Below are 14,109 nucleotides of genomic sequence, written 5' to 3'. Positions count from 1 at the left end.
TAATTGATTGATAATAAAAATCCCGATATGGTTCTCCTATCGGGATTTTTGTATCTAACACCCTACAAAAATACTAACTACTTCCCCTTCTTATTTAATGGAATAAAAAAATGGCTGATCTAGATCAGAAAGACGAGCGCTATAAGCAACGTCAATCAAAAATCAAAGAGAACGTAGATAAGCGTGTAGAAAAAGCACAAATAGAAAAAGGCTTATTAATTGTTGTTACTGGTAATGGAAAGGGAAAAACAACCTCAGGTTTTGGGACAGTAGCGAGAGCTGTCGGCCATGGATTAAATTGTGTCGTAGCTCAATTTATTAAAGGGACATGGGATTGTGGTGAAAGAAATCTATTAGAAGGTCACGGCGTTCCTTTTCATGTAATGAAAACAGGCTTCACTTGGAATACGCAGGATAAAACAACAGATACAGAAGCTGCACAACGAGTGTGGCAGGAATGTAAAAAAAGTCTATCTGATGAGTCGGTTGACTTAGTTTTATTGGATGAGATGACTTACATGGTCACTTACGGCTATATAGAATTAGATGAATTAAAAACAGCATTAGAAAATCGACCAAAAATGCAATCGGTCGTCATCACTGGTCGAGCAGCACACCGTGAATTAATCGAAATGGCTGATACCGTTTCTGAAGTTCGTAGTGTTAAGCATGCGTTTGATTCTGGAGTAAAAGCGCTGAAAGGCATCGATTGGTAAATAAGATTAATTCCAATAATATAAAAATGGCCTGTATCATTAAGATTACAGGCCATTTTCTATTCCATGATTGTTAAGTTCTATTAGTTAAATAGTCCTTTTAACAATTTATTTGCAGCATCTTTTATTTTTTCATCTTTAATTTTGTCGCCGTATTTTTCTTCTAATTTCTCAATACCGCGGTCAATTTCTTTTTTCGCTTTCTGCTGCATCACATCATCAAGTTCAAGTTTGTATTTTGGTTTAGCCCAAGAGCCCGTGATACGGATCGGAATAGTGACGTCTTTAAGATCATTGATGTCTTTACCGCCCTGCCCTTTTAATGAACCAACGATTGATGTTTTAATTAACATATTCGTTGTCTCATTGATGTAATGTGCAGAGCCTTCACCATGGATCCTTAACAGTGGAGAGACCATCTTAATATTCTTCGTTGTCGCATTCCCTTTAGATAAATAAAAGTCTGCAGATAACGCACTAAAATCTGTCTTTTCAGCTTCTTCACTGCCTTTTATTTTTTCGCCTTTAATTTGAGCATAAGTCGTACGTATCAGTAATGGGATATTTACCCCATTAACGGCTCCGTCAGCAAAGTTAATCGATGCCTTCCCTTTCAAGTTTTGTTTTAATTCCGTTGGTTTTAAACTTTTCCCAGAAATATTAAGATTAATACTCCCTGTTCCTTCAACTAAACTTTCTCCCATTACATCAATTAATAATGGCGCAATTTGAACGCCCTTAATAACGTTGTTAGCTGTATAGCTTGGGGTTGCTTTACGGGCATCTAAGTTGGCGGTCATATCTATAGCCCCGCCGTATAAATTCGAATGAAATTTACTTAGCTTTAATACACCTCGATTAATTGAAAATACAGATTCAACATTCTGCATTTTTGCATTATTCGCTTTAAACTTATCAATGATAATCGTACCCGCGACATCCAATGTTTTTAACGCACTTAAGTCAGGTTCAACTTCTTTAACTGGTGTTGATGTGCTACTTGATGAGTTTGTTTTCGCTTTCTCATCTGTAACTTGCGTATCACTTTTTGGTAATGTCGCTAATAGTGCATCAACATCAATATTCGGGCTACGTAAAGAAAAGCGTACTTTAGAGATATCTCTTAGCTCAACACTCACTTTACCAGTAAAGTCAGTATCGACAGCAGATAAGGTAAGTTTCTCTACCTTTAAAAAAGATTTGTTTACATCAAATGAACTATCAAAACCAATAACGGCAGTAACATCTTCATTTGGTAACCCTTTACCTTTTACGTTATTGGTACTTTTAAACGACTTAATACGAATAAGATCTAATGATTTAGGGACGTTAACAGCAAAAGATGATTCTGAATTAACCAGTAAATCGTTCGCTTTGCCTTTTGCTATTAGCTGAATATTGGCCCATTCATCAAAAGAAAATTGATCAATAGTGAACGTAATATTATCAAATGTATTCGTTGCATCTGAATACGATGCTGTAAATTCAGTTTGCTTTAACGATGCTGTATCTAGCGTAGTTGCAATATTTAAATCGGTTTTACCAGCAAGAGAAATTTTCTGTTGACCTAAATTGCCTTTAAGATCAAACGTTAAGTGTGCCCATTCTCCCGGACTAAATTGAGACAATGATAAATTGATATCATTGAGCTTTGTCTTTGACCCTGCTCTATCATCTTGAATAAGCACTTTTGCATTCGTTAAAGCGATGCCCTCTAGTGTTATTTTCCAATCATTTATACTTGTGCTTGGCTGAGAAACCTCACTAGCATTAGTTGCCACATTTGTATCTTCTGATACTGGCGCTTCGGTTCCAACCTGCGTTTTTTTAGGCGTTAAATTATCAAGGTTAGTCGAACCGTCTTTTAAGGTATGTAACGTAAAGGAAGCTCCATCTAAAGTAACTAACCCTATGTTTATTTCGTGGTGAAACAATGGACGCACATTAAGATCCAAAATTGCATTATCAAACTTAACTAAATTTGGAGTCGCAAAACCTTCAGGATTGCTTAGTGCTGTCTTTCCAATAGAGAAACCAATGGATGGGAAAAATCGCCATTCAATATCGCCATCAATGGTTAATTGACGACCCGTTTGAGCCTCAACTTGCTCTTTTATCAAAGGTTTAAAATCGTTAGGGTTAACAAGTAATACCAACACCAATAATGCGGCAATGATAGCGATAAGCGGTATGCTAATTAGTAGGGCAATTTTTTTCACGGCAAAAATCCATCTAATGTATTGAAATCGTAAAGATAGTGTTAATTATGCCATCACTTAGGCCTAATAAACATAGGGTTACCTATAGTTATATACCTAAATAATGATAAATTACAGAAATCAGACAAAAAAAAAGCCAACATAAATGTTGGCCTTTTTATTTTATATCATCTGATTATGCTTTTAATAAACGCGATATATGTGCTTTTAATACATCAATTGCGATACGGTTTTTACCGCCACGAGGGACGATAATATCGGCATGTTGTTTAGATGGATCAATAAATTGCATGAACATTGGACGAACAGTCTTCTGATATTGTTCAAATACCGATTCCATTGAACGACCGCGTTCTTCTACATCACGCTTAGCACGACGTAATAAACAAATATCTAAAGGCGTATCCATGAACACACTTGCGTGCATTAAATTACGTAAGCGTGGATCCGTTAATAATAAAATACCTTCAAGAATAATTACTTTCTTTGGCGTCATTACTTCAACGTCTGCTGTACGTGTGTGTTCCGTATAACTGTAAGTCGGAATGTTAACCGCTTCACCACGCATTAATTGCTCAAGATGCTCACTCAATAATTGGTGATCAAGTGCATTTGGGTGGTCATAATTCGTTTTGACTCTTTCTTCCATGGTCAGGTGGCTTTGGTCCTTGTAGTAACTGTCTTCAGTTATTACACCAATTTGGTGGTCGCCAACTTTTGCTCGTAGTTCATTATAAATAGTCGAAGCGATCAAACTCTTACCTGAAGCTGATGCCCCTGCAATACCTACGATAATACAGTGATGATTACTGTTCTCTGACATAAAAGATACCTAAAGTGTGCGAGATACGGTTATTAAAATAAAACCGCCTGATTATAAGGATTACTCACCATACTTTCCACCGAAAATTACACATAAGTGTGAAGCTACAATGACTTGAACATTATTTGGTCAGCAACCACCTCTCCCTGCCAATATAAACGACTTGAAACCTGCTCCGCTAATTCAATATAGAGTTGGCTGTGTGCACTAGAGGCATCAGACGCAACGCTTGGGGTGCCCGAATCAGTCTCACGACGAATATCAATATGTAAAGGAAGCTGTCCTAATAGAGGAATTGAATAACGTTGCGCCATTAACTCTGCACCGCCAGTACCAAAGATGGCCTCTTCATGGCCACAATTAGAACAAATATGAACACTCATATTTTCTACCACACCAACAACTGGAATATCTACTTTACTAAACATATTCACCCCTTTTATAGCATCCGTTAATGCTAAGTCTTGCGGTGTTGTTACAATCAGAGCCCCTGTTGTTGGAATTTGCTGTGATAAAGTAAGTTGAATATCACCAGTACCTGGTGGCATATCAATAATCAAATAATCCAGATCTGGCCATAACGTTTCATTAATTAACTGGGATAATGCTTTAGATGCCATTGGACCTCGCCATACAGCAGCTTCTGATTTATCAACCAGATAACCAATTGAATTACTGTGTAAACCGTGAGCTTCTACTGGCATCATTCGATTATTATCAATAATATTTGGCTTTTTATCTTCAACGCCTAGCATTAATGGAACGGATGGGCCGTAGATATCCGCATCTAATATCCCCACTCTTGCGCCTAAATGATCTAAAGCTAAGGCCAAATTAACTGCAGTGGTTGATTTGCCAACCCCTCCCTTACCAGAGCTAACAGCAATAATATTTTTAACGCCTTTTACCGCTTGTTTGTCTGTTTTTAATGTTGCTATTTTAGATATCACAGAGAACTCTAAAGATGAGAGATTCAATTGTTCTTTTTGCTCATCAACCCAAGAAAGTAAACTGGATTTCACTGAGTGAGAAACAAAAGGCAATGTCACGGTAATCACACCTGTTGCAGCAATAGAGACTACATTAGGGATCTCCGCCCAACGCTCACAAAGTTGTGAATGGGAAAAATCATTGAGCCAATTTTTTATCTCTGCCATCGTTGTAAATGCCATCTTGCTACTCCTCAGTTATTTTTACTCATCCTATCACTAATTGCCCCCTTGATCCTCTATGCATTCAAGCTCGCTTCAGGTACTATTTATCTCTTAAAATTTTCACCCATCACATTAAGCGAAAGAGAAGATATGGCTACAGATCCGAGAAAAATTCTGGTTACATGTGCTCTACCGTATGCAAACGGTTCAATCCACTTAGGCCATATGCTTGAGCATATCCAAGCGGATATCTGGGTTCGTTACCAACGCTTACGCGGCAACGACATTAACTTTATTTGTGCAGATGACGCTCACGGCACACCGATAATGCTTAAATCTCAACAGATGGGTATCACTCCTGAAGAAATGATCGCAGCTGTTAGCGAAGAACATCAAAAAGATTTTGCGGGCTTCGATATTAGCTTTGATAATTATCACAGCACTCATAGCGATGAGAACCGTGAATTAGCATCTAACATTTATCTTGAACTGAAAAAGAATGGTTTTATTACTAGCCGTACTATTTCTCAATTATTTGACCCCGAAAAAGAAATGTTCTTACCTGACCGTTTCGTAAAGGGCACATGTCCAAAATGTAAAGCTGAAGAGCAATACGGCGACAACTGTGATAACTGTGGCGAAACGTACAGCCCAACAGATCTTATCAACCCTAAATCAGCCGTTTCTGGTGCAACTCCAGTAATGAAAGATTCTGAGCATTTCTTCTTTGACTTACCTCAGTTTGAAAGCATGTTAAAAGAGTGGACTCGTTCTGGCTCTCTTCAGACTGAAACAGCAAACAAAATGCAAGAATGGTTTGAATCTGGTTTGCAACAGTGGGACATCTCTCGTGATGCGCCTTATTTTGGTTTTGAGATCCCTGGTGAAACCAATAAATTCTTCTATGTTTGGCTAGACGCTCCTGTTGGTTACATGGCTTCTTTCAAGAATCTATGTAGCAAAAAAGAAGGCCTAGATTTTGATGAATATTGGAAAAAAGACAGCACAACAGAGCTTTACCACTTCATAGGCAAAGACATTGTTTATTTCCACAGTCTTTTCTGGCCTGCAATGCTAGAAGGTTCTGGTTTCCGTAAACCAAACAATGTATTTGTTCATGGTTACGTGACAGTAAATGGTGCGAAAATGTCTAAGTCGAAAGGCACATTCATTAAAGCCGGTACTTACTTAAATCACTTAGACCCAGAATGCTTACGTTACTACTACGCAGCAAAACTAAATAGCCGTATTGATGATCTTGATTTAAATCTTGAAGATTTCACTCAGCGTGTAAACTCTGATGTCGTAAATAAGATTGTTAACCTAGCTTCTCGTAACGCTGGTTTCATTACTAAACGTTTTGATGGCAAACTTGCTGATAACTTTGTGGCTCCTGAGCTTTACAACGAATTCGTTACTGCTGCAGACCGTATCGCTGAATTATACGAAACTCGTGAGTTTAGCCGCGCTATTCGTGAAATTACTGCGCTTGCTGATAAAGCAAACCAATACATTGACGAAAAAGCACCTTGGGTTCTTGCGAAAGAAGAAGGCAAAGAACAAGAGTTACAAGAAGTCGCTTCTGTCGGTATTAACTTATTCCGCGTACTAATGGCTTACTTGAAACCTGTAATGCCAGAACTTGCTGGACGTACTGAAGCATTCTTAAACGAAACATTAACATGGGAAGGCGTTGCACAACCATTAACATCTCATGAGATTACGAAGTTTAAAGCATTGTTCAACCGTATTGATCCTAAGAAAGTAGAAGCAATGGTTGAAGAATCAAAAGAAGATGCTGCAGTTGAAATGGCAGCAAAAGAAAAAGCAGAAGCGGACAAAGAAAAAGCAAGCCAAACTGAACTAGACAAAGAACCAATCGCAGATGAGATTGAATTCGATGCGTTCGAAGCTGTTGATATGCGTATTGCACGTATTATCTCTTGTGAAGAAGTTCCAAAGGCAAATAAACTACTTAAATTCCAGTTAGACATTGGCGGTGAAACTCGTCAAGTATTCTCTGGAATTAAATCAGCATACAAACCTGAAGAACTAGAGGGCAAGCTAACTGTTATGGTTGCTAACCTTAAACCTCGTAAGATGAAGTTTGGTATGTCTGAAGGCATGATCCTAGCTGCAGGCCCTGGTGGTAAAGATCTTTGGATCCTTGAACCACACGAAGGTGCTCAACCTGGTATGCGTGTAATGTAATTCTTTTTTTAAAGATAATACCAATCGTAGTAAATAACTGCTCATCCTAGCTAGTTAAAATGCTCGATAACTGCGTTGAAATTTTTGATTGTAGAATAACTACTTATCGAAACATTTCGCCTTGTTCTCAATCATTTTTCCTGCGCTATTTCTGATCACTTACTTACTGTGATTGGTATAACTTACAAACAAAAATAGAGACCAAATGGTCTCTATTTTTTTATCTATTTATCAGTGATTACAAATTTAGGATCTTTCACCTGTCAAATTACAAACTTATAAAACTGACGCTAAAGAAAGATTAATTTCGCTTAATACTTCTGATGGATTTTCTGCCTGCGTAATTGGACGACCAATCACTAAATAATCAGAACCTGAAGTAATAGCATCTACTGGCGTCATAATACGCTTTTGATCACCCACCGCAGAGCCTGCAGGACGAATACCAGGAGTCACTAACGTAAACTCTTTGCCTAGGTCAGCTTTTAGCATTGATGCTTCTTGAGCTGAACACACAACACCATCTAACCCACTATTCTTAGTCAACGCCGCAAGACGTCTAACTTGTTCTTGTGGTGAAATATCTAATCCAATACCCGCTAAATCTTGCTGCTCCATACTAGTTAAAACAGTAACACCAATAAGTAATGGACGATCTTTACCATACGGTTCTAAGATTTCACGTGATGCAGTCATCATACGTTCACCACCACTCGCATGAACATTGACCATCCATACTCCCATTTCAGCAGCCGCTCTTACCGCTTTTGAACAGGTATTAGGAATATCATGAAATTTTAAATCTAGAAAAACAGAAAAACCACGCTTATGAAGTTCCTTTACAAACTCAGGGCCAAATAGAGTAAACATCTCTTTACCCACTTTTAATCGGCATGAACTAGGATCAATTTTATCAACAAATGCTAATGCATCTGATTGATTATCATAGTCCAACGCAACGATTACCTTTTGGTCTTTCATTTTCTATCCTTATTTATATTTATTTTAATCAAAAAAAGAGGCACTCATGCGCCTCTTAATTATTCACCGTCTAAGCCCCTAATCGGCTTAATAACACCCCAACCTTTACAAGAAGGACATTGCCAAAATAAACGATGCGCAGAAAAACCACATTTACTGCATCGATAGTTTGGTTTCATTTTCAACTGCTCTCCTACCAGGTGTTGTAAGCTTGATAGGCTGGCTTTTGCCCTGCCATCTTCAGCTTCATCCACGTGATACCCCATTAAGCGATAAAAGCCTTTCATAGTTGGATTTTTAAGCAGTTGTTTAGTCATATAACCTTGAGCTAATGCGGTCCCTTCATGCTTCGCTATTAAATTTGATAACATTAACTCAGCACTTGCACCTGCTCCTTTTGAAATCGCTTCTTTCAAGAAATGTAATAATGCACCTTCTCGATCCAGCTTTTCATAACATTCAGCAAGTAAAGGCAATGCCTCGCTGATAAATTCAATATCTTGATCTAAAACGGATTCTAATTGGCTAACGGCGGCTTTGAAGTTATCTTCTTCCATTAATAATTTTGCCATCATAATAGAGGCGCGGACACATTGATTATCAATAGATAAGGCTTTCTTCAGGTTTTGCTTAGCTTTATTAATATGGCTATCTGTTAGTTCTTGCATTGCCAATTCACAATAATAATGGGCAATATCTGGCTTTAATTTCTTTTTTCCCATTTTAACTAAGCTATTTGCAAAGTTAATTGCTTGTTCCCATTCACGGGTTTGTTGATGAATTGCAACAAGCTGCAGTAATGCTGCCTCTCTGTGATCGGGTTCATCAACAAGCTGTTCAAAAATCTTTTCTGCTCGATCAAGAATACCAGCAACCATGTAGTCTTTCGCCAGTTGCTGCAGAGCAATATTACGCTGATCTAACGTTAGGTTTGGACGAGCAATGAGGTTTTGATGAATTTTAATAGCACGATCAACCTCACCTCGGCTTCTAAAAAGATTACCTAAGGCTAAATGAGTATCTATGGTATCGCTATCAACTTGAAGTAGTTCAATGAAGTGATCTACTGCTTTATCTGACTGATCAGAAAGCAATAGATTTAACCCCGTCACATACTGGCGTGACAGGTGATTTGTATCTCTTTGACGTTGTTGTCTCGCACTCCTGTTACCCATATACCAGCCATATCCGGCAGCAATAGGTAATAATAGGAATAGCAGCTCTAACATTAAGTCATTACCCTTTTGTTGAGTCTAAGCGTAATTTATCCAATTCGATGGTTTTCTTTTCAAGACGTTTACGTAAACGACGTTGCATCATACTGGCTTTTAGATACATACTGCCACAAATCAACCAACCCAAACCAAAGCCCGTAGCAAAGAAAATACCAAGTAAGGTTGATAATTGGAAATCACCTTGAGCTAATAAATAATTAAAATTAACCACAATCTGATTCTGTGCGCCAACAGCAAGTGAAATCAGAAATAGTGCAATTAGTAAAACTGCAATTATAATTTTCACTGGTCTTCCCTCCCGTTAAATGAATATCTACCAAGATCTTATTTTACAGCTCTAAAGATACACCTAAATGCACTGAAAATGAACATAAAAAAACGGCATACTTAAAAGTATGCCGCTTTTATATACTAATTCACATTAGTTGAAATTCACACGTTCACGCAGTTCTTTACCTGGTTTAAAATGAGGAACAAACTTACCGTCTAATTCAACTTTATCACCAGTTTTCGGATTTCGACCTAAACGAGGCTCTCGATAGTGTAGAGAAAAACTACCAAAACCACGAATCTCTATACGATCACCGCCTTCTAGCGTTGTTGCCATCTGCTCAAGGATTTCCTTGACTGTATCTTCAACCTGCTTAGCAGAAAGTTGAGGCTTTTTACTACACAGTTGTTCAATCAGTTCAGATTTTGTCATAAATGACCTCCTACGTTATCGAAAGAAAAGGGAGCATTACGCTCCCTTTAAATTTACTTATTCGCCTTTAGCTGCTTTGAAAGCGTCAGCCATTGCGCTACCGAAACCACCATCTTCTGGTTTAGTATTCAGTGTTGCCATTGCTTCTTGCTCATCAGCTTCATCTTTAGCTTTGATAGATAGGTTAACTACGCGGTTCTTACGGTCTACACCAGTGAACTTCGCTTCAACGCTATCGCCAACGCTTAGGATTAGAGATGCATCTTCAATACGGTCACGAGAAAGCTCAGAAGTACGGATGTAACCTTCTACGCTATCTGCAAGAGTAATTGTAGCGCCTTTAGCGTCAACAGCTGAAACAGTACCGTTTACTAGAGTACCTTTCTTGTTGTCTGCTAGGTAGTTGTTAAATGGGTCTTCTTCCATTTGTTTAACACCTAGAGAAATACGCTCACGCTCAGCATCAACAGCTAGAACAACAGCAGAGATTTCGTCGCCTTTCTTGTACTCACGTACCGCGTCTTCACCTGTAGCATTCCAAGAAATGTCAGATAGGTGAACTAGACCGTCGATGCCGCCGTCAAGACCGATGAAGATACCAAAGTCAGTGATAGATTTGATCTTACCAGTAACGTGGTCGCCTTTAGCTTGCGCTTCAGCAAATGTCTGCCAAGGATTAGCTTTACATTGTTTCAGACCTAGAGAGATACGACGACGTTCTTCGTCAATCTCAAGAACCATAACCTCAACTTCGTCGCCTACATTGACAACTTTAGAAGGGTGGATGTTCTTGTTAGTCCAATCCATTTCAGAAACGTGTACTAGACCTTCAACGCCTTCTTCGATTTCAACGAAGCAGCCGTAATCAGTTAGGTTCGTAACACGACCAGAAAGTTTGTGACCTTCTGGGTAACGCTTAGCGATAGCTACCCATGGATCTTCGCCAAGTTGCTTAAGACCTAGAGAAACACGAGTGCGCTCACGATCGAACTTAAGAACTTTAACATTGATCTCGTCACCAACATTTACGATCTCAGATGGGTGCTTAACACGCTTCCAAGCCATATCTGTGATGTGTAGTAGACCGTCAACGCCACCTAGATCAACGAATGCACCGTAGTCAGTAAGGTTCTTAACGATACCTTTAACTTCCATGCCTTCTTGTAGAGAAGCAAGTAACTCGTCACGTTCAACACTGTTTTCAGATTCGATAACAGCACGACGTGAAACAACAACGTTGTTACGCTTTTGGTCAAGTTTGATTACTTTGAACTCTAGCTCTTTGCCTTCAAGGTGCAGAGTGTCACGTACTGGACGCACATCAACAAGAGAACCAGGTAGGAATGCACGGATACCGTTAAGTTCAACTGTGAAGCCGCCTTTAACTTTACCGTTAATAACACCCATAACTGTTTCAGCATCTTCGTATGCTTTTTCAAGTTGAATCCAAGCTTCGTGACGCTTCGCTTTCTCACGAGAAAGTTGAGTTTCACCGAAACCATCTTCAACAGCGTCAAGAGCAACGTCTACTTCAGAACCAACTTCAACTTCAAGTTCGCCAGCAGCGTTCTTGAATTGTTCAGCTGGGATTGCTGCTTCAGATTTAAGGCCTGCGTCAACAAGAACGAAACCGTTCTCGATAGCAACAACAACACCTTTAACGATGCTGCCTTGTTGGAATTCAGTTTCAGATAAAAACTCTTCAAAGAGTTGAGCAAAAGATTCAGTCATTAATTTGATCTTCAATTATTAAACGTCCATGGGTATCCTACCGCATGGGGTTGATAGTAAGGTTAGTTATCATCCTTGCAACTAACTAAGTTTCAATTATAGCTTAGATTCAATAAAAGTAAGAGCCTGAGCAACTACTTCATCAATATTCATTGACGTTGAATCTAGTACCAAAGCGTCTTCCGCAGGACGTAATGGAGCAACAGCTCGATTGCGGTCACGATCATCACGCTCTTGGATTTCGCTTAAAAGACGGTCAAATCTAACATTTAACCCCTTCTGTTGCAACTGCTTCATACGGCGATTCGCACGTTCTTCGGCACTTGCATCTAAAAATATCTTAACTTCTGCACCTATAAATACAACAGTGCCCATATCTCGACCATCAGCAACAAGTCCAGGGGCTGTAGCAAACGCTCTCTGGCGACGCAATAACGCTTCACGCACTTGAGGCAACGCTGCTACTTTTGATGCTGCCATACCCGTTTCTTCTTTACGAAGTTCCGAAGATACGTCTTCGCCTTCTAAGATGACTTTAACCAAGTCACCTTCAGCTTTAAATTGAACGTCTAGATTAGCCGCAAGAGGAACAAGTCCTTCTTCTGAATCTAAATCAACACCATGGTGAATTGCAGCCAGTGCTAATACGCGATAAATCGCACCAGAATCTAATAAATTATAACCTAGCTTTTCGGCAAGTAACATGCACAGAGTGCCTTTACCTGCTCCACTTGGACCATCAACAGTAACAACTGGTGAATGAATAGTCATGGAGTTCTCCATTAATTATTATGATTGGTTTCTACCGCCGCATTATACCCAAGTCAGATTATTTATATACTCTAGTTTCTTAAAAACTAAAAAAGCCCTGCATTTTTTACACAGGGCTTACATCTACTTAAAAGTAATGACTTAAATACAATAAATTACACGCTAAGTTCTTTCAATTTTTTAAAATAATTAGGGAATGTTTTAGACGTGCAACCTGGGTCATTAATCGTTACCGGTGTATCACTAAGAGCGACTAACGAAAAACACATCGCCATACGGTGATCATCATAAGTATCGATCTCAGCATGTTGTAACTGTTTAGGAGGAGTAATCGTAATATAATCCTCACCCTCTTCTACTTCTGCCCCCACTTTTCTTAATTCAGTCGCCATTGCCGTTAAACGATCCGTTTCTTTTACACGCCAATTATACACATTACGAATGGAAGTCGTTCCTTCTGCAAAAAGTGCGGCTGTAGCAATCGTCATTGCTGCATCAGGAATATGATTAAAATCCATATCTACCGCTTTTAAGTTTCCTTTTCTGGCAATAACGTAGTCATCACCCCATTCAATATCTGCCCCCATTGCAGCTAATGCGTCAGCAAATTGAACATCTCCTTGTATACTCTTTTTACCGATCCCCGTAACCTTCACTTCACCACCTTTAATTGCGGCAGCGGCAAGAAAATAAGACGCTGAAGAAGCGTCGCCTTCAACAAGGAATTCACCTGGAGCAATATAAGTTTGGTTCGCAGGTACAACAAAAGTCTGATAATTTTGATTTTCAATCTCAACACCAAACGTAGACATAATGTCTAACGTAATATCGATATAAGGCTTTGAAACCAAATCACCAACAATATTAATCGTCGTCTCTTGTGTTGATAGCGGTGCAGCCATTAAAAAGGCCGTTAAAAACTGGCTTGAAATAGAACCATCAATCTCAACAGTTCCTCCTTTAAGGCCCGTTCCCTTTATCTTTAATGGTGGGTAATTGTCATTCTCTAAATAATTAACGTCGGCACCTGCGGCTTTTAATGCCGTAACAAGATGCCCAATTGGACGTTCTTTCATACGAGGCTCACCAGTAAGAACAAATTCACCTTTACCTAAACACAATGCTGCAGCTAATGGTCGCATCGCGGTGCCAGCATTCCCAAGAAATAATTCCAGCGTTTCTTTGGGTTCAAAAGCACGACCTAGACCAGTTACTTCACAGACAGTTTTATCTGTAGATAACTCATATTCAACGCCTAATGCTTTTAACGCATTAAGCATATGGCGGATATCATCACTATCAAGTAAATTGGTTAGTGTTGTTTTTCCAGACGCTAACGCAGCTAATAACAACGCACGGTTAGAAACGCTTTTTGAGCCAGGTAGGTTAATTTGACCGTCAATTTTTGAAATTGGTTGAAGAGTTAAGCTTTCCATGTTTATGTAAAAATTCCTATACAAATAAATAATAATGCTATGCCTGCTATTTAACTCAGTTATTGCATAGCTGTTTCAGCTTTCATTGTTATTTTTTGTTATTCTTCATACTTTCAGAGTAACGAAAAC

At 38.9% G+C, this 14,109-nt stretch carries 12 protein-coding genes; 2 read left to right on the top strand and 10 right to left on the bottom strand.

Features of this window, described 5'->3' with window-relative positions; translation table 11 throughout:
- The first annotated feature begins 110 nt into the window (after nucleotides 1-110).
- A complete protein-coding gene (gene cobO, locus A6E06_RS18200) occupies nucleotides 111-716 on the top strand; it encodes a cob(I)yrinic acid a,c-diamide adenosyltransferase (protein ID WP_065593705.1) in 606 nt (201 codons plus the stop codon).
- Nucleotides 717-799: 83 nt separating this feature from the next.
- On the opposite strand, the gene A6E06_RS18195 is transcribed toward cobO, so the two are convergent.
- The 3 genes from A6E06_RS18195 to apbC all read right to left on the bottom strand — a co-directional run bounded on the left by A6E06_RS18195 (nucleotide 800) and on the right by apbC (nucleotide 4,930).
- Entirely contained in the window at nucleotides 800-2,935 is a 2,136-nt protein-coding gene (locus tag A6E06_RS18195; RefSeq protein WP_065593706.1) for an AsmA family protein, read from the bottom strand.
- Between the two features lie 175 nt (nucleotides 2,936-3,110).
- Entirely contained in the window at nucleotides 3,111-3,758 is a 648-nt protein-coding gene (udk, locus tag A6E06_RS18190; protein WP_065593707.1) for a uridine kinase, read from the bottom strand.
- A 104-nt stretch (nucleotides 3,759-3,862) separates the two neighbouring features.
- Entirely contained in the window at nucleotides 3,863-4,930 is a 1,068-nt protein-coding gene (gene apbC / locus A6E06_RS18185) for an iron-sulfur cluster carrier protein ApbC (protein WP_065593708.1), read from the bottom strand.
- 132 nt (nucleotides 4,931-5,062) lie between these two features.
- Here apbC and metG point away from each other — a divergent pair, with 132 nt between their 5' ends.
- Nucleotides 5,063-7,123 (top strand): methionine--tRNA ligase, encoded by a 2,061-nt coding sequence (gene metG / locus A6E06_RS18180; RefSeq protein WP_065593709.1) that lies wholly within the window; start codon nucleotides 5,063-5,065, stop codon nucleotides 7,121-7,123.
- Between the two features lie 276 nt (nucleotides 7,124-7,399).
- Here the strand turns inward: metG and pyrF are convergent, their stop codons facing one another.
- The 7 genes from pyrF to aroA all read right to left on the bottom strand — a co-directional run bounded on the left by pyrF (nucleotide 7,400) and on the right by aroA (nucleotide 13,980).
- Complete coding sequence (pyrF, locus tag A6E06_RS18175) at nucleotides 7,400-8,104, bottom strand: orotidine-5'-phosphate decarboxylase (protein ID WP_065593710.1); 705 nt, start codon at nucleotides 8,102-8,104, stop codon at nucleotides 7,400-7,402.
- 59 nt (nucleotides 8,105-8,163) lie between these two features.
- Complete coding sequence (lapB, locus tag A6E06_RS18170) at nucleotides 8,164-9,333, bottom strand: lipopolysaccharide assembly protein LapB (RefSeq protein WP_065593711.1); 1,170 nt, start codon at nucleotides 9,331-9,333, stop codon at nucleotides 8,164-8,166.
- 7 nt (nucleotides 9,334-9,340) lie between these two features.
- On the bottom strand, nucleotides 9,341-9,625 hold the full coding sequence (locus A6E06_RS18165; protein ID WP_065593712.1) for a LapA family protein: 285 nt from the start codon (nucleotides 9,623-9,625) through the stop codon (nucleotides 9,341-9,343).
- A gap of 135 nt (nucleotides 9,626-9,760) precedes the next feature.
- Nucleotides 9,761-10,042, bottom strand: a complete 282-nt coding sequence (ihfB, locus tag A6E06_RS18160; RefSeq protein ID WP_065593713.1) for an integration host factor subunit beta — start codon at nucleotides 10,040-10,042, stop codon at nucleotides 9,761-9,763.
- Nucleotides 10,043-10,099: 57 nt separating this feature from the next.
- On the bottom strand, nucleotides 10,100-11,773 hold the full coding sequence (gene rpsA / locus A6E06_RS18155; protein ID WP_065593714.1) for a 30S ribosomal protein S1: 1,674 nt from the start codon (nucleotides 11,771-11,773) through the stop codon (nucleotides 10,100-10,102).
- A 96-nt stretch (nucleotides 11,774-11,869) separates the two neighbouring features.
- Entirely contained in the window at nucleotides 11,870-12,544 is a 675-nt protein-coding gene (gene cmk / locus A6E06_RS18150) for a (d)CMP kinase (RefSeq protein WP_065593715.1), read from the bottom strand.
- Between the two features lie 155 nt (nucleotides 12,545-12,699).
- Entirely contained in the window at nucleotides 12,700-13,980 is a 1,281-nt protein-coding gene (gene aroA / locus A6E06_RS18145) for a 3-phosphoshikimate 1-carboxyvinyltransferase (protein WP_065593716.1), read from the bottom strand.
- Between the last annotated feature and the right edge of the window lie 129 nt (nucleotides 13,981-14,109).

Source organism: Aliivibrio sp. 1S175, from assembly GCF_001690985.1.
Lineage (GTDB): Bacteria > Pseudomonadota > Gammaproteobacteria > Enterobacterales > Vibrionaceae > Aliivibrio.
Note: the sequence above shows the minus strand (reverse complement) of the source record. Positions and strands in the feature narration are given on the sequence as shown.